At 71.9% G+C, this 19,304-nt stretch carries 17 protein-coding genes and 1 tRNA gene; 5 read left to right on the top strand and 13 right to left on the bottom strand.

What is annotated here, in order from left to right; genetic code table 11:
- The first annotated feature begins 41 nt into the window (after positions 1–41).
- A complete protein-coding gene (locus ACFV2X_RS19290) occupies positions 42–1,052 on the top strand; it encodes a zinc-binding dehydrogenase (RefSeq protein ID WP_385617721.1) in 1,011 nt (336 codons plus the stop codon).
- Positions 1,053–1,159: 107 nt separating this feature from the next.
- Here ACFV2X_RS19290 and ACFV2X_RS19285 read toward each other — a convergent pair whose 3' ends face one another.
- The 5 genes from ACFV2X_RS19285 to ACFV2X_RS19265 all read right to left on the bottom strand — a co-directional run bounded on the left by ACFV2X_RS19285 (position 1,160) and on the right by ACFV2X_RS19265 (position 5,799).
- Positions 1,160–2,296, bottom strand: coding sequence for a M24 family metallopeptidase (locus ACFV2X_RS19285; RefSeq protein ID WP_385617719.1), 1,137 nt, complete (start codon positions 2,294–2,296; stop codon positions 1,160–1,162).
- Between the two features lie 70 nt (positions 2,297–2,366).
- Positions 2,367–3,137 carry an IclR family transcriptional regulator gene (locus ACFV2X_RS19280; RefSeq protein ID WP_385617717.1) on the bottom strand — a complete coding sequence of 257 codons (771 nt, stop codon included), beginning with the start codon at positions 3,135–3,137 and terminating at the stop codon, positions 2,367–2,369.
- 281 nt (positions 3,138–3,418) lie between these two features.
- Entirely contained in the window at positions 3,419–4,372 is a 954-nt protein-coding gene (locus ACFV2X_RS19275; RefSeq protein WP_385617715.1) for a LuxR family transcriptional regulator, read from the bottom strand.
- Between the two features lies 1 nt (position 4,373).
- Entirely contained in the window at positions 4,374–5,114 is a 741-nt protein-coding gene (locus tag ACFV2X_RS19270; protein ID WP_385617713.1) for a hypothetical protein, read from the bottom strand.
- Between the two features lie 612 nt (positions 5,115–5,726).
- Positions 5,727–5,799: transfer RNA gene (locus ACFV2X_RS19265), tRNA-Thr, on the bottom strand.
- 197 nt (positions 5,800–5,996) lie between these two features.
- Between ACFV2X_RS19265 and ACFV2X_RS19260 the strand changes: the two genes are divergently transcribed.
- The 3 genes from ACFV2X_RS19260 to ACFV2X_RS19250 all read left to right on the top strand — a co-directional run bounded on the left by ACFV2X_RS19260 (position 5,997) and on the right by ACFV2X_RS19250 (position 8,661).
- Entirely contained in the window at positions 5,997–7,133 is a 1,137-nt protein-coding gene (locus tag ACFV2X_RS19260) for a sn-glycerol-3-phosphate ABC transporter ATP-binding protein UgpC (protein WP_358630131.1), read from the top strand.
- Between the two features lie 269 nt (positions 7,134–7,402).
- Entirely contained in the window at positions 7,403–7,822 is a 420-nt protein-coding gene (locus ACFV2X_RS19255) for a hypothetical protein (RefSeq protein ID WP_385617711.1), read from the top strand.
- 44 nt (positions 7,823–7,866) lie between these two features.
- The gene (locus ACFV2X_RS19250; protein ID WP_385617709.1) at positions 7,867–8,661 is read left to right on the top strand and encodes an NDP-sugar synthase; all 795 of its coding nucleotides are present in this window, start codon (positions 7,867–7,869) and stop codon (positions 8,659–8,661) included.
- A gap of 311 nt (positions 8,662–8,972) precedes the next feature.
- On the opposite strand, the gene ACFV2X_RS19245 is transcribed toward ACFV2X_RS19250, so the two are convergent.
- From ACFV2X_RS19245 to ACFV2X_RS19220, 6 genes are all read right to left on the bottom strand, one after another.
- On the bottom strand, positions 8,973–10,586 hold the full coding sequence (locus tag ACFV2X_RS19245; protein ID WP_385617707.1) for a DoxX family membrane protein: 1,614 nt from the start codon (positions 10,584–10,586) through the stop codon (positions 8,973–8,975).
- Positions 10,587–10,911: 325 nt separating this feature from the next.
- Positions 10,912–11,865: a 23S rRNA (guanosine(2251)-2'-O)-methyltransferase RlmB gene (gene rlmB / locus ACFV2X_RS19240; protein WP_385617705.1), complete on the bottom strand. Its 954-nt coding sequence runs from the start codon at positions 11,863–11,865 to the stop codon at positions 10,912–10,914.
- Between the two features lie 185 nt (positions 11,866–12,050).
- The gene (gene cysS / locus ACFV2X_RS19235; protein ID WP_385617703.1) at positions 12,051–13,451 is read right to left on the bottom strand and encodes a cysteine--tRNA ligase; all 1,401 of its coding nucleotides are present in this window, start codon (positions 13,449–13,451) and stop codon (positions 12,051–12,053) included.
- 131 nt (positions 13,452–13,582) lie between these two features.
- Complete coding sequence (gene ispF / locus ACFV2X_RS19230; protein WP_385617902.1) at positions 13,583–14,071, bottom strand: 2-C-methyl-D-erythritol 2,4-cyclodiphosphate synthase; 489 nt, start codon at positions 14,069–14,071, stop codon at positions 13,583–13,585.
- Positions 14,072–14,114: 43 nt separating this feature from the next.
- Positions 14,115–14,897 carry a 2-C-methyl-D-erythritol 4-phosphate cytidylyltransferase gene (gene ispD, locus ACFV2X_RS19225; protein WP_385617701.1) on the bottom strand — a complete coding sequence of 261 codons (783 nt, stop codon included), beginning with the start codon at positions 14,895–14,897 and terminating at the stop codon, positions 14,115–14,117.
- A 337-nt stretch (positions 14,898–15,234) separates the two neighbouring features.
- On the bottom strand, positions 15,235–15,717 hold the full coding sequence (locus ACFV2X_RS19220) for a CarD family transcriptional regulator (protein WP_003953493.1): 483 nt from the start codon (positions 15,715–15,717) through the stop codon (positions 15,235–15,237).
- A gap of 605 nt (positions 15,718–16,322) precedes the next feature.
- Between ACFV2X_RS19220 and ACFV2X_RS19215 the strand changes: the two genes are divergently transcribed.
- Positions 16,323–17,027 (top strand): DUF461 domain-containing protein, encoded by a 705-nt coding sequence (locus tag ACFV2X_RS19215; RefSeq protein ID WP_385617698.1) that lies wholly within the window; start codon positions 16,323–16,325, stop codon positions 17,025–17,027.
- A 275-nt stretch (positions 17,028–17,302) separates the two neighbouring features.
- On the opposite strand, the gene ACFV2X_RS19210 is transcribed toward ACFV2X_RS19215, so the two are convergent.
- Together ACFV2X_RS19210 and ACFV2X_RS19205 are read right to left on the bottom strand one after the other, a co-directional pair.
- On the bottom strand, positions 17,303–17,983 hold the full coding sequence (locus tag ACFV2X_RS19210) for a response regulator transcription factor (RefSeq protein ID WP_009716928.1): 681 nt from the start codon (positions 17,981–17,983) through the stop codon (positions 17,303–17,305).
- A complete protein-coding gene (locus tag ACFV2X_RS19205) occupies positions 17,980–19,275 on the bottom strand; it encodes a sensor histidine kinase (RefSeq protein ID WP_385617696.1) in 1,296 nt (431 codons plus the stop codon). Before ACFV2X_RS19205 ends, ACFV2X_RS19210 begins: the two co-directional genes overlap by 4 nt.
- Positions 19,276–19,304: the final 29 nt, after the last annotated feature.

Genomic DNA, 19,304 nt, shown 5'->3' with positions numbered 1-19,304 from the left:
GGTGGCCGTACAAACAGCCCACCAGCGCAGGGAGATCACCCATGTACGCCATCCGCCTGCACGCCTTCGGCCCCGCCGAGAACCTGACCTACGAGAAGACCGACGATCCGGTGCCGGGCCCGGGCGAGGTCCGGATCGCGGTCGCCGCGGCCGGGGTCCATCTGCTCGACACCGCCCTGCGCGCGGGCCAGACCACCGCCACCCACGCCGCGCCCGAACTGCCGACCATCCCCGGCCGCGAGGTCGCGGGCACGGTCGAGGCGCTGGGCGAGGGCACCGACCCGGCGTGGCTCGGCAAGCGCGTGGTCGCCCACCTCGGGATGGTGCCCGGCGGCTACGCCGAACTGGCCGTGGTCGCCGCCGGGAAGCTGCACGAGGTGCCCGCGAACCTGGACGAGGCCCAGGCCGTCGCCATGATCGGCACCGGCAGGACCACGATGGGGATCCTGCAGTTCGCCGAGCTGACCGCCGACGACGTCGCGATCGTCACCTCGGCGGCGGGCGGGATCGGCCAGCTCCTGGTGCAGTACGCGGGGCATGCGGGCGCCACGGTCGTGGCGCTGGCGGGCGGCCCCGAGAAGGTGGCGCGGGTACGCGAACTGGGCGCCGACATCGCCGTCGACTACACGGACCCGGGCTGGCCCGGCCAGGTCCGGGCGGCCCTCGGCGGCCGGGCCGCGACCGTGCTGTTCGACGGCGTCGGCGGGGAGCCCGGCCGCGCGGGCGTGGACCTGCTCGGCCCCGGCGGCCGTCACCTCGTCTTCGGCTGGTCCTCGGGCGGGCTGCTCACCGGCGGTGGCGGCCCGCTGGAGTTCGGCGAGGAGGAGTTGACGGCCCGCGGCATCACCTCGCAGGTCGTGCTCGGCCCGCCGATGCTGGCGAAGGCCGGCGGGCCGGACCCGATCCGCACGCTGGAGGAGCGCTCCATGGCCGAGGCCGCGGCCGGCCGTCTCGTCCCGGGGGTGCACCGCTTCCCCCTCGCCGAGGCGGCGGCCGCCCACCGGGCCCTGGAGACGCGCGCCACGACGGGCAAGGTCGTGCTGGTGCCGTAAACCCGCAAACCGTCCTGCCGCCACCAGACCGGGCCCGCGGGGCCGGTGCCGCTGCACGAGGGGAGAGCGGCACCGGCCCCGGGCCCCCTCCCGTATCCGCTCCGCCCTCAGGCCACGACCCGCAGCTCCCGGGCCGTGTTGTTCAGCCGGCGCCCGCCCGTCTCCGTGCAGGTCACGATGTCCTCGATACGCACCCCGAACCGCCCCGGCAGATAGATCCCCGGCTCGATCGAGAAGCACATCCCCGGCACCAGCGGCAGCTGCTCGCCCTCCGCCATATAGGGCGGCTCATGCGTCGTGACGCCGATGCCGTGGCCGGTGCGGTGGATGAAGTACTCGCCGTAGCCCGCCTCGTTGATCACCTGGCGCGCCACCCGGTCGATGTCCTGGCAGGCCGCCCCCGGCCGGACCGCCTCGAACGCCGCCTGCTGCGCCTCGCGCACGATGTCGTGGACCTTGCGCTCTTCCTTCGTCGGCTCGCCGACGTGCACCGTACGCGTGGTGTCGGAGCCGTAGCCGTCCTTGAGGCCACCGAAGTCCAGCACCACCATGTCGCCCTCCTCGATCACCCGCTCCCCGGCCTCGTGGTGCGGGTTGGCGCCGTTGGGGCCGGAGCACACGAGTGTGAAGTCGACCTGGCTGTGGCCGTACCGCAGCAGCAGCGCGCTGAGGTCGGCGGCGATATCGCGCTCCCGCCGACCGGCGAAGCGGACCTGCACGATCTCCTCGTACGCCGCGTCGGCGGCCGCCCCCGCGGACGCGAGCCGCTGCACCTCGTGGGTGTCCTTGACCGCGCGCAGCATGGGCAGCGCCTCGCCGATCGCGGAGTAGGAGGTGTCCGGCAGGAGGCGCTGGAGGCCGAGCAGGTGGACGGCCCAGGTCTCGTCGGAGATCCCGTAACGGCCGCGCGGCGGCAGCATGTCCGCCGCCGTCCGGTACGGGTCGCCGCCGTCGGTCCAGCCGGTCACCTCGGTCGCCCCCACGCCGGTCGCGGCCAGCGCGTCCGGCCGCTCCAGCAAGGGCACCAGGAGCCGGGGCGTCTGCCCCGGGACGAGCATCAGGGCGGTGAGGCGCTCGGTCTCCGCCGGGGGGCGGTAATCGCACAGATGGACCATGTCCGGGCCGGGGGTGACCACCAGCCCGGCCAGCCCGGCGTCGGCGGCGGTGCGGGCGGCCCGGGACATCCGGGCGGTGTAGTCCTCAAGGGTCATGGGGGCGAGCTGGTGCTCAGCGGGCGTCGGCATGCGCACAGCATCCCGCAGCGGTGGCCGCCCCGCGACAGGGGGCGGCCCGCGACAGGAGGCGGCCCCGGCGTCAGCGCTGGAACCCGCTGCCGAGCCGTACCGCCGCGTCGATCACCGCGCTGCCGTAGACCCGGCCCGGGGTGTTGGACATCCGCCCGATGGGCCCGGAGATCGACAGCGCGGCGACCACCCGGCCGCCGGGGCCGCGCACCGGGGCCGCCACCGCGGCTATCCCGTGCTCCCGCCCGCCGACGCTCTGGGCCCAGCCCTGGCGCCGTACGCCGGAGAGCGTGGCGGCGGTGAACTGGGCCCCGCGCAGCCCCTCGTACAGGTCCTCGGGCCGCTCCCAGGCCAGCAGCACCTGCGAGACGGGGCCGGCGTTCATCGGCAGGGCGGCGCCGACCGGCACCCGGTCCTGTGCGACCGGGTTGCCGGTCACCGCGGCCTCGGCGACGCAGATACGCATATAGCCGCGGCGCCGGTAGAGCCGGGCGCTGGCGCCGGTCATATCGCGCAACTCGCTCAGCACGGGCTCCGCCGTCGTCGCCAGGTGGTCCCGACAGGCTTCCAGGGCCATCAGCCCGAGCCTCGGCCCCAGAATGAAGCGGCCCTGTGCGTCCCGGGCGAGCAGCCGCAGCCGCTCCAGGGCGAGCACCAGCCGGTGCACGGTGGGGCGTTTGAGGCCGGTGGCGGAGACCAGCCTGGCCAGGGAGGCCGGGCCCGCTTCCAGGACACCGAGCAGCAGCGATGCCTTGTCGAGCACACCCACTCCGCTCAGCAACTGCTCCGGGGAGGTCCGGTCCGGGGAGCTCCGGTCTGGAGATATCCGTTCCGGAGTCATCCTTTCCGGAGTCATCCTTTCCGGGGCGGCGGGGGCGGCCGGAGCCGTGTTTCCCCGAGTCGTCTTCCGGTGACTCGTCACCAACATTTCGGGAGTTGAAATCGTCATAAGAGTGCCTCCTTGTCGGGCCGGTCACTCCCATGCGCCAGGACCGTCCGCAACTACGGCTTTCGTCAGGTCAGTTCATCATGTCTAGCCGGACGCCCAGAGCACCCGCAACGCGCCTACAGGAAGCTGCCAGCACCTCAACCGGCCACGGTCACCGCCTCCTCGCCACCGGCTCAGCGCCGGTGGCGCGGGGGGTCTCGCGGCGGGTCCCGTTGGGCGTCCCCGGGGGGTGTGACCGGCAGTAGCCCCAGCTCAGCGGCGCGCACCCCGGCCTGGAACCGGGAGCTCGCACCCAGCAGGGCCATGATCTCGGCGACATAGCGGCGATATGTGCGCACCGAGACCGACAGCTCGCGCGCGGCGACCTCGTCGGTGACGCCGAGCCTCAGCCACTCCAGGATCGGCCGCACCATCTCCATCCGGGGGTGGTCGCCGAAGTCGACCCGCTCGTTCACCACCACCGCATTGCGCCAGATGCCGTCGAAGAGGGTCTGCAGGGTCTCGATGACCCCCGGGTCACGGATGGCGGAGGCCCGGCGGCCGACCGCGGAGTCGGCGCACACCAGCGCGGCGCGGCCGTCGACGATGAACGCGGCGAGCAGCGGAATCCGGGCGACCCGGACCTCCAGATGCCGCCGGTCCCTGGCGTGCCGTCGCACAAAATTCCAGTCGAGTGAGTTCTGGGCGCACAGAACACGTGTTCTCACGTCCTCGCCGCCGGAGCGGAGCCATTCGCTCAGTACGGAATGCAGCGCACCGACATGCGCGGCCTCCGCCGCGAGCACCACGTCGACATTCCCGCCGGCCTCCCGGATCAGCTCTTCGGCAGCCGTTCGAATTTCTTCCTCGTCCGTTTCCACCGCCGCGACCCAGGAGTTCCCCCGCGGTCGCCCGGCGCCCTGGCCGGCCGCGGATTCGGCCGCCCCGGAATCACCGACCCCGGATTGGCCGGAACCGGATTGGCCAGAGCCGGAATCACCGGCCCCGGAATCGCCGACGACGGATTCGGCAGCCGCGGCTGACGCGGCGACCGTGGATGCTATGAGCGCGCGTACCGCCAGGAGTTCCTGGGCGATGGCCTGCTCGGCCAGCTCGTTTTCGACGCCGCCCTCCTCGTGCCCGGTCACGTCAGTCGACGTCCGACAACAGCCCCAGTTCGACGGCGCGCACCCCGGCCTGGAAGCGGGAGTTGGCCCCGACGTCACGCATGATCGCCGCGACATGGCGGCGGTACGTGCGCAGCGAGACCCTGATCTGGCGCGCCGCCACATCGTCCGTGTGACCCTCGCGCAGGCGCTCCAGGATCATCCGTACCGAGTCCGAGCGCAGCCGGTCGGCCAGGCGCTGATGCTCGTCCAGCGGCATCGCGCTGCCCCAGGCCCCGGCGAACATCAGGTCCAGGGCGCGGACCGAGGCGGGGTCGTAGTTGAAGGTCGCGTACCGGCCGCCGCACTCGCCGCCCGACCGGCCGAAGGCGGCTCTGCCGTCGGCGATCACGGTCCCCTGCAGATCCACGTCCGCGACCCGGAGCTCATAGCCCAGCGGGCCGCGCCGCGCGGCGGCGAGGATGCCGAGCGGGGCCAGGACCTGCGGGGTGCAGAGCACCCGCACGGTGACCCCGGTGCCCGCGACGGCGCTGAACCGGCCCATCTGCGGGAGGATCGGCTTGGCCCGCTCGAAGGTGCCGGGCACGATCAGACTGATGCTGTGCCGGGCGCGCGACAGGAGCTGCCCGATGGCCTGTCTGACGGCGGGGCCGTCGGTGGCCAGCACCATCGGCGGGGACTGGGCCGGGGCGCCGAGCATGGACGCCGCCGCCTCTTCCTTTGTATTGGACGTGGACAGTTTGGACATGGACAGTTCAGCCATGACTCCCCCATGCGGCACACGACCCGTCCGTCGCATACCCGTCGGTTGCTGCCGACCGTCCCAAGTCACCGAGAACGGCCGCGAAGGCGATCGGCGGCCGCCCCGTAATTGAATCCGCAATGACACAGCCGCCGATCAGAATCACGAACTTCCGCATCACGAACTTCCGCGCCACCGTTACCCACCGGTTCTCAACCCGCGAGTAGCCCTTCTTCCCCGCGGTCGAGAAGCCCGTGTCCAGTAGGTGGATTGTGGCCGGAAAGGCCGTACAAGGCCCTGCGGCGCGAGATTAGTTCGCCCTCAGCAAGCCAGTCAACGCACTACAGTTGGTAAAGATCAAGCAAAATCGCCCACTTTTGTGCCGCTTATGCTTAGCGCCACGGTGCGACGGCCACGGGATTGTCAACAAGCTGCACTCCGACCCGGAAACTCCGCCCCAGGTGACCCCGCTCCGAATGCGCAGCGCACTCGGAGGGCAACGGTGGGCGATCACGCGGGGGCGCGGCTGGCAATTTGTTGACAGCCGGGACGGGAACCCGGGGCACGGGATGGGTGTGAGGGGCGAGACGAACGGCCCTCCGTGGTCCGCCACGAAGGGCCGTGCGCTCGCGGAGCCGACTGTCGGGCTCGAACCGACGACCTTCGCTTTACAAGAGCGGTGCTCTACCAGCTGAGCTAAGTCGGCGCGTCCCCAGCAGTGTACCCACGCCGAGGGGGTGATCCGTTCGAAATTCTCCGCTCGCCCAAAGTTTGGTCAGCACAGGTAGAGACAGGGAGCCCCACTCCGAGTTAAGGTCACGGCCAGTCCGCGCAAGTGGACTAGACCCCTGCCTTTACTCGGATCGTCCGGCACGTTCCTGCCGGTGAAGGGACCAGATCAGCATGGCCACGGTTACGTACGACAAGGCGACCCGGATCTACCCGGGCACTGAGAAGCCCGCCGTCGATCAGCTCGAGATCGACATCGAGGACGGCGAGTTCCTCGTTCTCGTCGGCCCCTCCGGCTGCGGCAAGTCCACCTCCCTGCGGATGCTCGCCGGCCTCGAGGACGTCAACGGCGGTTCGATCCGGATCGGCGACCGCGATGTCACCCACCTTCCGCCGAAGGACCGGGACATCGCGATGGTGTTCCAGAACTACGCGCTGTACCCGCATATGACCGTGGCCCAGAACATGGGCTTCGCGCTGAAGATCGCCGGCGTCAACAAGACGGAGATCCGGCAGAAGGTCGAGGAAGCGGCCAAGATCCTGGACCTCACCGAGTACCTGGACCGCAAGCCCAAGGCGCTCTCCGGTGGTCAGCGGCAGCGTGTCGCGATGGGCCGCGCGATCGTGCGTGAGCCGCAGGTCTTCCTCATGGACGAGCCGCTGTCCAACCTGGACGCCAAGCTCCGCGTGCAGACCCGTACCCAGATCGCCAGCCTGCAGCGCCGGCTGGGCATCACCACCGTGTACGTCACCCACGACCAGGTCGAGGCCATGACCATGGGCGACCGGGTGGCCGTCCTCAAGGACGGGCTGCTGCAGCAGGTCGACTCGCCGCGCAACATGTACGACCGCCCCAACAACCTGTTCGTCGCGGGCTTCATCGGCTCCCCGGCGATGAACCTGGTCGAGGTGCCGATCACCGACGGCGGCGTGAAGTTCGGCAACAGCGTCGTCCCGGTCAGCCGTGAGGCGCTGAGCGCCGCGGCCGACAAGGGCGACCGCACGGTCACCGTCGGCGTCCGCCCCGAGCACTTCGACGTGGTCGAGGAGGGCGGCGCCGCCGCCAAGGCCCTCACCAAGGAGAGCAAGGACGCCCCGGCCGGTCTGGCCGTCACCGTCAACGTCGTCGAGGAACTCGGCGCCGACGGGTACGTCTACGGCACGGCCGAGGTCGGCGGCGAGGTCAAGGACCTGGTCGTCCGGGTCAACGGCCGCCAGGTGCCGGAGAAGGGTGCCCAGCTGCACGTCGTCCCGCGCCCGGGCGAGACCCATGTCTTCTCGACGTCCACGGGCGAGCGGCTCAGCGACTGACCGTCTGAGCCGATTGAGCGCGCGACAATCCGATTGACTCCACGGCGCCGTCCGTCCGCCTCTGTGCGGGCGGGCGGCGCCTGTTGCTGTATCGACAAATAGCCCGACAGATAAATGTCTTCACATACCGGGCATTTCACCCCAACCCGTCAAGGCTCGCCCCCTTCTCTGCCGTATCGGGTCCCCCAAAACGGTGACTAAATGTCGCCAAATCATCGCTCCTCGCTACGATCGCCGCGTACCGCAGTCAAGAACCGCGAGGAACGTCCTTGAACACCGCAGCCCGCCGCATCGGCAGAACTCTCGCCCTCGTCCTCCCCGTCGTCCTCGTCCTCTCCGGGACGCTCGCCGTCACCCGCGTCCCGTGGGCATCCCCGGCGGCCGAGTCGCAGATCCTCACCGCCTCCTCCGACAAGGCATCCACCCGCGCCGCCCACCGCGCCCCGCACGAGGCGCTGCGCGACCGGCTGCTCGCCGAACTCCAGGAGAAGGACCCGGGCGTGGCCCTCACCCATCTCCAAGTCGCCACATCCGAGCGGCCCTCGCTGGCCAGGCACTGCGCCTCCATCGCCCGCGCGCTCGGCCGCGCCGCGGTCGCCAAGTACGGCGGCGCGGACCGCGCCCAGGCCTACTCCCGTCCGGTCTGCGACACCTCGTACGCGACCGGCGTCACCCGGGCCCGCCGCTGACGCGGCTCGTGGCACACACCACGCCACCGCATATCGTGCGGCCCATGACAGATGACGCCCGCACCGCGACGCGGCACCCGCTGCCCGCGCGCCCCACACAAGCCGTCGTCCTGGCCGGAGGCCAGGGCTCGCGGCTGCGCCCGTACACCGACGACCGGCCCAAGCCCATGGTCGAGATCCCCGGCACCGGCACCCCGATCATCGGCCACCAGCTCGCCTGGCTGGCCGCCGAGGGCGTCACCGACGCCGTCGTCTCCTGCGGTCACCTCGCGGCGGTGCTCCAGGACTGGCTGGAGTCGGCGGATCTGCCGCTGCGGGTGACGACGGTCGTCGAGAAGGAGCCGCTGGGCCGCGGCGGCGGTCTCAAGTTCGCCGCCGCGTCGCTCCCGCACCCCGACCGGTCCTGGTACGCCACCAACGGCGACATCTGGACCCGCTTCTCGCTCCGCGACATGGCCGACTTCCACCGCGAGCGCGACGCCGTCGCCACGCTCGCCCTGGCCCGCCCGCGCATCCCCTGGGGCGCGGTGGAGACCGACGAGTTCGGCCATGTCCTCGACTTCATCGAGGCGCCGCCGTCGCCGTACCTCATCAACGCCGGCGTCTACGTCTTCTCCGCCGACTTCACCGCGCTGCTCCCCGACCGCGGGGACCACGAGCGCACCACCTTCCCCCGGCTCGCCCGCGAGCGCCGCCTGGCCGGGTTCCCGCTGCCCCACGGCGCGTACTGGCGCGCCATCGACACGGCCAAGGACCTCACCGAGGCCGCCAAGGAGCTGGCCGCCGGATCGCCGCCGCACGGCACACTGGGCCAGGCCCCCGCCGCACAGCGCGCGTGAGCGCCGGCTCACGAGCTCACGCGCGTGACGATCCGGGCCGCGGCCCGGGCGCCGCTGCTCGCCGACGCGCCCCCGGAGCCGTGCGCTGCTGAGGAGCGCCGCGCCCCGCGGTAGCGGCCCCGCGGCAGCCCGCGCCGCGGCAGCCGCGCCCGGACAGCGGTCGGACAACGCCCGGACAGCGGTCGGCCCGGCCCAGGCAGTGCCTGGACCGGGCCGAGGCGTCAGCCGGGTCGCGGCACATCAGCGAGGCCGTGGCGTGGCGCCATATCGCGGCGCGTCGGCGCCGACCGACGGGTCGGCCAACCGCCGCGTCAGCCGAGGAGCCCGCCCAGGGCGCCGCCGCTGCTCTCCGGGGAGCTCTCGCCGTAGCCGTACGAGTCGCCGGACGCGCCGCCGCTGCCCGTGACCGCCTCGGGCCAGGTCTCGCCCTCGCCGATGCCGAGACCGCCCCGGCCGGTCCGCCCGCCCGCCGACGACGGCCCTTCCGTGGTCTCCGGGTCGGCTGCGGGCCGCCGCGGCTGCCCTGGGGCGGTCCGCGCGCCGCTGTGCGACGGGCGGGGGCGGTGGGAGCTGCCGGCCGGGGCCGACGCGCTGGGCGCGCCCGTGGAGGAGGCCGCCGACGGGGCGGTCGGGCTGGTCCGCGGGGCGCGCGGGGACGGCGCCCCGCCCGCGCCGAGGGGGCCGCGGGTGGCGCCGCTGGGGCTCTGGTCGGCCCGCCGGGGCAGCGGAGAGCCGGGCAGGTTGTTCGTCGGGGCGTCGCTCGGCCGCGGTCCGCGCACCGTCTCCGAGGCCCGTACGGCGCCGCCGAGCATCGAGCCGAGCAGCAGCGTCACCCCGACCACGATCATCGCCATGAAGCCGCCCCGGCGCAGCACCCGCCGCCGCAGCGCCCACAGCCCGACCCGCGGCCCGAGCCGCCGCCACGCCTCGCCCGCGAGCCGCGCGTCCGTCGAGTACACCGGGGCGCCGGCGATGATCAGCGGGCTCCAGGCGGCGAGGTAGATGATGTCCGGCGCGTCGTACACCGGTACGGTCCGCCAGCTCACGGTCAGGATCAGCGCGGCCGACAGCGACGCGCCGAAGAAGGCCGCCAGCCGCTGCCACAGCCCCAGCACCGTCAGCACCCCGACCACGACCTGGAGGAAGGCCACCGTCAGACCCGCACCCACCGGATGCCCGAGCGCGAAGTCGCGCAGCGGCTCGGCGATCGCCCAGGGGTGCAGCGAACGCAGCCAGGTGACCATCGAGCCGCGCTCGCCGCCGTCGAAGTAGACCGGGTCGGAGAGCTTGCCCATGCCGGCGTAGATGGAGATGAGGCCGAGGAAGACGCGCAGCGGGAGCAGCACCACGCCCAGGTTCATCCGGCGGCCGGGGTAGTAGGCGTGCCGTACGGACTCGGCGTGGCGGCGCGGGCGCGGCACCTCGGCGCCCCGGCTCCCGCTCCGGGCCGCCCGCCCTTCGGCGGTCCGCCCCCCAGCCGTCCGCCGCTCTCCCGCCTGCGGGGGCACTCCACCGGCTGCCGCCGGGGCGCGCCCCCGCTCGGCGTACGGGCTGCGGCGCGGGCCGATGACCGTGGGCGGGCCGTCGTCGAAGGCGAGCCGCGGCAGCACCTGGGTGGCGGCCACGTCGTCGCCGCCGTCCCCGACGCCGGAGGCGCCGTCCCCCTTGGCTCCCTTTGCCCCTCTTTCCGCGAGTTCCACCCCCGCGTACCGCACGGCCTGCAGCAGCCGGGTGGTGTCCGCGTCGCCGCCGGGCCGGGTGCGGCCGCTCCAGACCACGGGCGGGCGGCGCCGGGCGGCGGCCGGGACGCGGGCGAGCCGCGTCGTGTCCGCCAGCGCGTCGCTCACCACCGGGGCGGCGAGCTGCACCCGGAAGCTCGCGGGATTGACGGTGACCTGTGCCGGATCGCTCGGCACCTTGGCCATGGTCAGCCGTGGCTCGTCGTCAAAACCCGGTGCGCGTCCCCCCAAGGGCGTGCGGGGTGTTCTGGTCTCCACGCTCAACTAACCGAGTGACGCGCGGATAGGACACTGCCGTGACCGCCCCGAGGTGTCCGAGGCCCGTCAAGCCATGATCATGTGAGACCCCTCAGACCATGATCGCTTCAGCTCCGGGGGCGGACCGGTAGCCGGCCCGGGAGCCCGACCGGGTACGGCCCGGGAGCCCGACCGGGTACGGCCCGGGAGCCCGACCAGGTGCGGCCCGGGAGCCCGACCAGGGCCCGACCGCTCAGCTCCAGGGCCCGACCGCTCAGCTCCGGTGCCGGACCACCTCGTACAGCACGACGCCCGTCGCGACGCCGGCGTTGAGCGATTCGGCGCCGCCTGGCATCGGGATGCGCACCAGGACGTCGCAGGTCTCGGCGACCAGCCGGGACAGCCCCTTGCCCTCGCTGCCGGCCACGATCACCACCGGTCCGTCCAGCACCTCGGCGTTCTGCACCTCGGTGTCGCCGTCCGCGTCGAGCCCGACCACCATCAGGCCCGCCTTCTTGTACGCCTCCAGCGCGCGCGTGAGGTTGGTCGCCCGCGCCACCGGCGTACGCGCCGCGGTGCCCGCCGAGGTCTTCCACGCCCCCGCCGTCATCCCGGCCGCGCGCCGCTCCGGCACCACCACGCCATGGCCGCCGAACGCCGACACCGAGCGCACCACGGCGCCCAGGTTGCGCGGGTCGGTGACCCCGTCGAGGGCGACGATCAGCGGGTCCTGGCCCTCCTCGGCCGCGGCGTCGAGCAGGTCCTCGGGGTGCGCGTACTCGTACGGCGGCACCTGGAGCACCAGCCCCTGGTGGTTGAGGCCGTTGGTCATCCGGTCCAGCTCGGGGCGCGGGGCCTCCATGAGGTGGATACCGCCGCGGTCGGCCGCGAGCTTCAGCGCCTCGCGCACCCGCTCGTCGCTGTCGATGAACTGCTGGACGTACAGCGTGCTGGCCGGGACGCCCTCGCGCAGCGCCTCGACGACCGGGTTACGGCCGACGACCAGCTCGTTCGTACCCTTGCCGCCGCCGCGCCGCGGGGCCGGGCGGCGGGCCGCCTGCTTGGCGCGCGCATTGGCGACGCGCTGCTTGGCGTGCCCCTTGCGCATCTCGGCGGGCGGGGTGGGGCCCTTGCCTTCCAGAGCCCGGCGCCGCTTGCCGCCGCTGCCGACCGTCGCGCCCTTCTTGTTGGCGGTGCGACGGTTCCTGCGCTGGCTGTTGCCGGCCATGGGGTTCACCTGTTCCTCATCCGTGGCCGCCCGCCGGCCGCCCGGCCCTGACGGGCCTCACGGCTTCGCGCGGCTGCGCCCCCGGGCCTGGTCCGGCGGCTGCCTGCTTGGGTCATGTCGTAGGGGTGTGCCGGGGCGCACCACGTCGGTGGGTCGGTCGGTCAGTCGGGGCGGGGCCGCCGGGGTCAGCGCGAGCCGAGCTCCCAGCGCGGCCCGCTCGGGGTGTCCTCGATGACCAGCCCCGACTGCTGAAGCTGATCGCGGATGGCGTCCGCCGTCGCGTAGTCCTTACGGGTCCGCGCGGCCTGCCGCTGCTCCAGGACCAGCCGTACGAGCGAGTCGACCACGCCGTGCAGATCCTCACCCCGGTCCGGGCCGCCCGCCCAGTGGTCGTCGAGCGGGTCGAGGCCCAGCACGCCGAGCATGGCGCGCACCTCGGCCAGCCGCGCGACCGCCGACTCCTTGTCGTCGGCGGTCAGGGCGGAGTTCCCCTGGCGGACGGTGGTGTGGACGATCGCGAGCGCCTGCGGGACGCCGAAGTCGTCGTCCATCGCCTCCGCGAACGCGGGCGGCACCTCGGGCGCGGGCGGAACGACCTTCCCGGCCTTCTCGGTGACCCGCTGTACGAAGCCCTCGATGCGCGCGAACGCGGACTCGGCCTCGCGCAGCGACTCCTCGCTGTACTCGATCATGGAGCGGTAGTGCGGGGTGCCGAGGTAGTAGCGCAGCACGATGGGGCGCCAGTGCTTGACCATCTCGGAGACCAGCACCGAATTGCCGAGCGACTTGCTCATCTTCTCGCCGCTCATGGTCACCCAGGCGTTATGCGTCCAGTACGTCGCGAAGTCGTCGCCGTACGCCTTGGCCTGCGCGATCTCGTTCTCGTGGTGCGGGAAGATCAGGTCGACGCCGCCGCCGTGGATGTCGAAGGCGGAGCCCAGGTACTTATGGGCCATCGCCGAGCACTCCAGGTGCCAGCCGGGCCGGCCGCGCCCCCACGGGGTCTCCCAGCTCGGCTCGCCGGGCTTGGCCGCCTTCCACATGGCGAAGTCGCGCGGGTCGCGCTTGCCGTACTCCCCCTCGCCGGAGGGCTGGCGCAGCCCGTCCAGCTCCTGGTTGGAGAGCTGGAGATAGCCGGGGTACGAGCGCACGTCGAAGTAGACGCTGCCCTCGGCGGCGTAGGCATGGCCCCGCTCGATCAGCCCCCGCATCATTTCGATCATCTCCGGCACATGGCCGGTGGCCCGGGGCTCATAGGTCACGGGCAGGCAGCCGAGGATGTCGTACGCGGAATTGAACGCGCGCTCGTTCTCATAGCCGATCGCCCACCAGGGGCGGTTCTGCTCCGCCGACTTCGCGATGATCTTGTCGTCGATGTCGGTGACGTTGCGGATGAACGTCACGTCGTAGCCGCGGTAACTGAACCAGCGGCGCATGATGTCGAAGTTGAGCCCCGACCTGATGTGCCCGATATGCGGGGCGGCCTGCACGGTCGCGCCACACAGGTAGATCGAGACGCAGCCCGGCGTGAGCGGGGTGAAGTCACGGATCTGCCGGGCGCTGGTGTCGTACAGGCGAATAGTCACGCATCAAGGGTAGACGGAACGCGGCAGTGCCCCGGGACCCTAGGGCCACAGGGACACAGAAGCGTGACACTTGGGACGCTCCGGCCATGGAACCGCGCGGCCGCACCGCCCGGCGGAGCGACCTCCCCCGCCTATGCCGCGGGCGGCTGGGCCGTCCGCGCCACCAGGGCCGTGGCGATCGCCGCGAGTCCCTCCGCGCGGCCGGTGAGGCCCAGGCCGTCGGTGGTGGTGCCCGAAATCGCCACGGGCGCCCCGACCGCCGCCGAAAGGGCCTTCGTCGCCTCGTCCCGCCGCTTGCCGATCTTCGGGCGTACGCCGATCACCTGGATCGCCACATTCCCGATCTCGAACCCCGCGGCGCGGACGATCCGGGCGGCCTCGGCCAGCAGGGTGACTCCCGAAGCCCCGGCCCACTCGGGGCGGTCGGTGCCGAAGTGCGCGCCGAGGTCGCCGACCCCGGCGGCGGAGAACAGCGCGTCACAGGCGGCGTGCGCGGCGACATCGCCGTCGGAGTGCCCGGCCAGGCCATATTCTTCGCCTTCCCACAGCAGGCCCGCGCACCACAGCTCGCGGCCCTTCTCGAAGGCGTGCACATCCGTGCCGATACCCACGAGCGGCATCCCGGCGAGGGACGCGCCATGGACCTCGGAGGGTCCGGAATCCTCAGAAGCCATCGGTGGCCCTCCTCCGGGCGAGCACGGCCTCGGCCAGCACCAGATCCAGCGGCCGGGTCACCTTGAACGCCTCCTCATGGCCGGGCACGACCACGACCTCGGCCCCAAGACGCTCCACCATCCCGGCGTCGTCCGTCGCGCCCTCGCCCTCCAGGGCGATCTTCTCGTGCGCCTCGACCAGCGTGGCCCGGTCGAAGCCCTGCGGGGTCTGTACGGCGCGCAGCAGCGCGCGGTCCGGGGTGCCGACCACCGGCTCGGGCTCCCCGGCCCGGTCGCCGGTGCGCGGCTCGACCTGCTTGACGGTGTCGGCGAGCGGCAGCGCCGGGACGACGGCGGGCGCGCCCTCCCGTACGGCGGCGACGACCGCGTCCACGGTGTCGACGGGGACCAGCGGGCGCGCCGCGTCATGGACGAGGACGCAAGCGATGTCCTCGGGCACGGCGGCCAGGCCGCGCCGCACCGACTCCTGGCGGGTCTCACCGCCCGGCACCACGACCACGTCGGTGGTTCCGGTCAGCGGATAGGCGTCGAGCAGCCGGCGGACCTCATCGGCCCCGTCCGGCGGGGCGACCACGACGACCAGCGCGACGGAACGGGACCGGGCCATCGCGCGCACGGCGTGGACCAGCATCGGCGTACCGCTGAGCGGACGCAGCGCCTTGGGCGCGCCGGGCCCGAGCCGCACCCCTCGGCCCGCGGCCGGGATCACGGCGGCGGTACGGGTGGGGCGGGCGGGGCTCTCGGGATTCACGGACTGCCCTGAGACGGACATTGAGTTGGCGTTCAGGTTTGCTTCCTCGACCGAAATGGGTATGGCCACAGCGTGCCGCGCGCGATGCCCCGACCAGCCCCTTCCGTGACGACTGGTCGAGCCAGCTGCCCGGGCCCGGCACACCAACACCGTCGGCGCGGAGCCGGCAGGCAGTCGGCCGGAGTATCGGCCGTGGTGACCCGTGGTGACAGTGGGCCGGATTTCAGGGCACTTGAGGGCACTTCAGGACACCGGAATCTTCGGCGGCGGAATCTTCGAAGACATCGGCATGCGCACATGCCGCAGCGCCCGGCGACAGACTATGTCTGGATCACTCGGGCACCGCGGCATCTATGTGTCAGGACGCGAGGACCTCGTCGAGCAGGGCCTCGGCCTTGTCCTCGTTGGTGTTCTCAGCGAGGGCGAGCTCACTCACCAGGATCTGGCGTGCCTTGGCAAGCATGCGCTTCTCACCGGCGGAGAGTCCGCGCTCCCGCTCTCGGCGCCACAGGTCGCGCACCACTTCGGCGACCTTGATAACGTCGCCGGAGGCGAGCTTCTCGAGATTTGCCTTGTAGCGACGGGACCAGTTCGTCGGCTCTTCGGCGTACGGTGCGCGCAACACCTCGAAGACCCGGTCCAGCCCGTCCTGGCCGACCACATCACGCACACCGACGAACTCCGCATTGTCCGCCGGCACGCGAACCGTCAGATCACCCTGAGCGACCTTCAGCACCAAGTAGGTCTTGTCCACGCCTTTGATCTGGCGAGTTTCGATGGCCTCGATCAGCGCGGCCCCGTGATGGGGATAGACCACGGTGTCGCCAACCTTGAACGTCATGTGACAGGTACCCCTTCCGTGGCTATCCAGGGTAACACGGGAACGCCTTCTTCTGAATGGCGTTTTCGCAGGTCAGGGCATATCTCGGGGCTTGACAACAGCGGGCGGAACGTGCTGGGCGGGGCCCGCGGAAGCGGGTATTCGCAGGTGGGAGTGGCTGCACGGGCGCAGCGAAACCCGTACGTTACCCCCCTCAACAACCCCTCACGAGTGACCTTACGTCCCGTTTTGCCGGAGTCCAGTCGAAGGACTTCCGCTACTCCGTTCGGGCCCGGAGCGAGTGATCCCATCATCTTTCCCGAATTGATCACGCCAGAGTGGATCAGGGGTGGATCAGGGGTGGATCAAGAGTGTTGATCAATTCTCGGACGTCCACACATTCCTTACCGATAATCGCCCCTTCCACCACCGGACCGATATTCACCATGCACATCTGACACGTACATCAGACACGCACGTCAGAAGTGGATCGGGGAAGCTGAGGATCGGATCGGCGGCGGCGGCGCTCGCGCCCCGGGTGGGTCGGGTGCGGCCCCGGGCAGGGGGATCGGTAACCTAAGCCCGCTGATCCAACTTTTACCTAGCCCTTAGGAGATGCCGCCGCCGTGAGCAGCAGCCTTCGACGCGGCGTCCTCGCCGCCGCCGCCCTCGTGGTCTCGGTCGCCCCGCTCTCCGCCTGCGCGGCCGGGGACAACGCGCAGACGCTGCAGGTCAAGCCGGACAACGCCGCCACGTCCATCGGCGATATCAAGATCCAGAACGCCACCATCGTGACCCAGCCGGACCGCAAGGCGAAGGGCCCGGCCGTCATCACGGCCAAGATCTTCAACAACGGCGGGGACAACCAGACCCTCAAGGCCATCACCCTCCCCGGGACCAGCACCAAGGTGAAGGTGTCCCCGGCCAAGGGACGCGGCGCGGTCATCATCCCGGCCGGCGGCTCGGTGCTCCTCGGCGGCAAGGGCAACCCCTCCGCGGTCATCGAGAACGGGCGCGAGGCCCCCAGGAACGGCGACGCGCAGCGGATCGTCTTCGACCTCAGCAAGACGGGCGATGTGCCGATCACGGCGTTCGTGGTCCCGGCGACGCACTACTTCGAGGACTGGGGCCCGTCGCAGATGCCGACCGCGACCCCGACCACCACGGCGCCCACCACCCCGGCCGGCAAGCAGACCGGCACCAAGAAGCCGGGCTCCACGGCGTCCGGCAGCGCCACGGCGACCAACAAGCCGTCCGGCGCGGCGGAGAACGAGAGCGGCACGCCGACCAACGGCATCGCCTCGGGCGAACCGACCCCGACGGGCAACTGACCCGACGGGGTCGACAGCAACCGCCGAGAGGGCCCTGGAAGCGACTTCCAGGGCCCTCTCGGTGAAGCCATGCGGCGGCTTGTAGCGGCTTACGGCTCGAACTTGCAGCCCAGACCACGCACCGTCACCAGATAACGCGGCGCCCCCGGATCGGGCTCGAACCCCCCACCCCCACGCGCCCCTCGCACCGCTCGGCCCCAGGGGGCCTCACGGGCTTCGGGACGCTGCGCCGGACTCCGTCCGTCGGTCTCGGGCCGGGGCGCCGAGGCCGGGGTTTACGGCTCGAACTTGTAGCCCAGACCACGCACCGTCACCAGATAACGCGGCGCCCCGGGGTCAGGCTCGATCTTCGCGCGCAGTCGCTTCACATGGACGTCCAGCGTCTTCGTGTCGCCCACGTAGTCCGCGCCCCAGACGCGGTCGATCAGCTGCATCCGGGTCAGCACCCGGCCCGCGTTGCGCAGCAACATCTCCAGCAGGTCGAACTCCTTCAGCGGGAGGTCCACCTTGCCGCCGCCGACCGTGACCACGTGCCGGTCGACGTCCATCCGTACCGGCCCGGCCTCCAGCGCGGCCGGGGTGACCTCCTCCGGCTCGCCGCGGCGGCGCAGCACGGCCCGGATGCGGGCCACCAGCTCGCGCGAGGAGAAGGGCTTGGTCACATAGTCGTCGGCTCCTATCTCCAGGCCGACGACCTTGTCGATCTCGCTGTCCTTGGCGGTCACCATGATCACCGGGACGTTGGAGCGGCCGCGCAGCTGACGGCACACCTCCGTGCCGGGGAGGCCCGGCAGCATCAGGTCGAGCAGCACCAGATCGGCGCCGTTGCGCTCGAACTCGTCGAGCCCCTCGGGTCCCGTTGCCGCGATCGCGACCTCGAATCCCTCCTTACGGAGCATGTACGACAGCGCGTCGCTGAACGATTCCTCGTCCTCGACGACCAGAACTCGGGTCACGGAAGGACCTCCGGGGCAGAAAGGGGTTCACAGGAATTGGTCTCGTACGGCCGGTCCTGGTCCTCTCCATCGAGGTCAGCGTTGGTCTCGTACGGCTCGCGCGACGAGCGGTCGCGGTCTCGGTCGCGGTCGCGGTCGCGCACCGAGCCGGCTTCCGGCAGCCGCAGGGTGAAGGTGGAGCCCTGTCCCTCGGCGCTCCACACCGTGACCTCCCCGCCGTGCGAGGCGGCCACATGCTTGACGATGGCGAGCCCGAGCCCGGTCCCGCCGGTCTGTCGCGAGCGTGCCGGGTCCACCCGGTAGAAGCGCTCGAAGATCCGCTCGCGGTCTTTCTCCGAGATGCCGATGCCCTGGTCGGTGACGGCGAGCTCGATCTGATCGCCGCCGGTGGCGGGGATACGGCGGGCCGCGATGCCGACGCGGGTGCGGGCCGGGCTGTAGTTGACGGCGTTCTCCACGAGGTTGCCGAGCGCGGCGGCCAGCTGGCCGCGGTTGCCCCATACGTGCAGATCCGCGGTGCCGCCGGTGGCCATGGTGATCTGTTTGGTGCCCGCCTGGTGGCGGCACCGGTCGATGGCCTCGGCGACCAGTTCGTCCACGCGGACCGGCTCCGCGTCCTCCAGGGGGTCGTCGTTCTGCACCCGCGACAGGTCGATGAGCTCCTGGACCAGGCTGGTCAGCCGGGTCGCCTCGACCTGCATCCGGCCGGCGAAGCGGGTGACCGCCTCGGGGTCGTCGGAGGCGTCCATCACGGCCTCGGACAGCAGCGACAGCGCGCCGACGGGGGTCTTGAGCTCATGGCTGACGTTCGCGACGAAGTCACGCCGTACGGCCTCGATCCGGCGGGCCTCGGTGAGGTCCTCCACCAGGAGGAGCACCAGGCGGGAGCCCAGCGGGGCGACTCTGGCCGACACCGCGAGGGCTTCGCCGCGGCCCGTGCCGCGCCGGGGGAGGTCCAGTTCGATCTGGCGGATCTCGCCGTCCCGCCGGGTGTCGCGGGCCATCTGCAGCATCGGCTCGACGGCCAGCTTCCCGCCGCGGACCAGCCCGAGCGCGTACGCCGCGGAGCTGGCCTTGACCACGGCGTCCGCCTCGTCGAGGACGACGGCCGAGGAGCGCAGGACGGAGAGCACGGTGTCCACGCCGGGCGGCAGCGCGGCCTCGGTGTGCAGTGAGGAGCGCGTAGGCTTCGCCTGTTCGCGTTCGCTCCAGCGGAACGCCAGCATGGCGATGACGCCGGTGCACAGCCCGGCGACCGCCGCCAGTGCGGCGATCGCCGCGTTCACGTTCATGCGTCCAGGTTATGCGCGGCGCGAGACAG

Origin of the sequence: Streptomyces sp. NPDC059679, from assembly GCF_042734105.1 — a bacterium.
In the GTDB taxonomy this organism is placed as follows: Bacteria; Actinomycetota; Actinomycetes; order Streptomycetales; family Streptomycetaceae; genus Streptomyces.
This window is presented reverse-complemented; position numbering and strand designations above follow the sequence as displayed.

Bases quoted from the DNA above. Each gene is read 5' to 3' on its own strand.
- ACFV2X_RS19290 (WP_385617721.1), top strand. From the start codon at position 42: ATGTACGCCATCCGCCTGCACGCCTTCGGCCCCGCCGAGAACCTGACC.
- ACFV2X_RS19285 (WP_385617719.1), bottom strand. From the start codon at position 2,296: ATGCCGACGCCCGCTGAGCACCAGCTCGCCCCCATGACCCTTGAGGAC.
- ACFV2X_RS19280 (WP_385617717.1), bottom strand. From the start codon at position 3,137: ATGACTCCGGAACGGATATCTCCAGACCGGAGCTCCCCGGACCGGACC.
- ACFV2X_RS19270 (WP_385617713.1), bottom strand. From the start codon at position 5,114: ATGGCTGAACTGTCCATGTCCAAACTGTCCACGTCCAATACAAAGGAA.
- ACFV2X_RS19260 (WP_358630131.1), top strand. From the start codon at position 5,997: ATGGCCACGGTTACGTACGACAAGGCGACCCGGATCTACCCGGGCACT.
- ACFV2X_RS19250 (WP_385617709.1), top strand. From the start codon at position 7,867: ATGACAGATGACGCCCGCACCGCGACGCGGCACCCGCTGCCCGCGCGC.
- ACFV2X_RS19245 (WP_385617707.1), bottom strand. From the start codon at position 10,586: ATGGCCAAGGTGCCGAGCGATCCGGCACAGGTCACCGTCAATCCCGCG.
- rlmB (WP_385617705.1), bottom strand. From the start codon at position 11,865: ATGGCCGGCAACAGCCAGCGCAGGAACCGTCGCACCGCCAACAAGAAG.
- ispF (WP_385617902.1), bottom strand. From the start codon at position 14,071: ATGCCGCTCGTGGGTATCGGCACGGATGTGCACGCCTTCGAGAAGGGC.
- ispD (WP_385617701.1), bottom strand. From the start codon at position 14,897: ATGTCCGTCTCAGGGCAGTCCGTGAATCCCGAGAGCCCCGCCCGCCCC.
- ACFV2X_RS19220 (WP_003953493.1), bottom strand. From the start codon at position 15,717: ATGACGTTCAAGGTTGGCGACACCGTGGTCTATCCCCATCACGGGGCC.
- ACFV2X_RS19205 (WP_385617696.1), bottom strand. From the start codon at position 19,275: ATGAACGTGAACGCGGCGATCGCCGCACTGGCGGCGGTCGCCGGGCTG.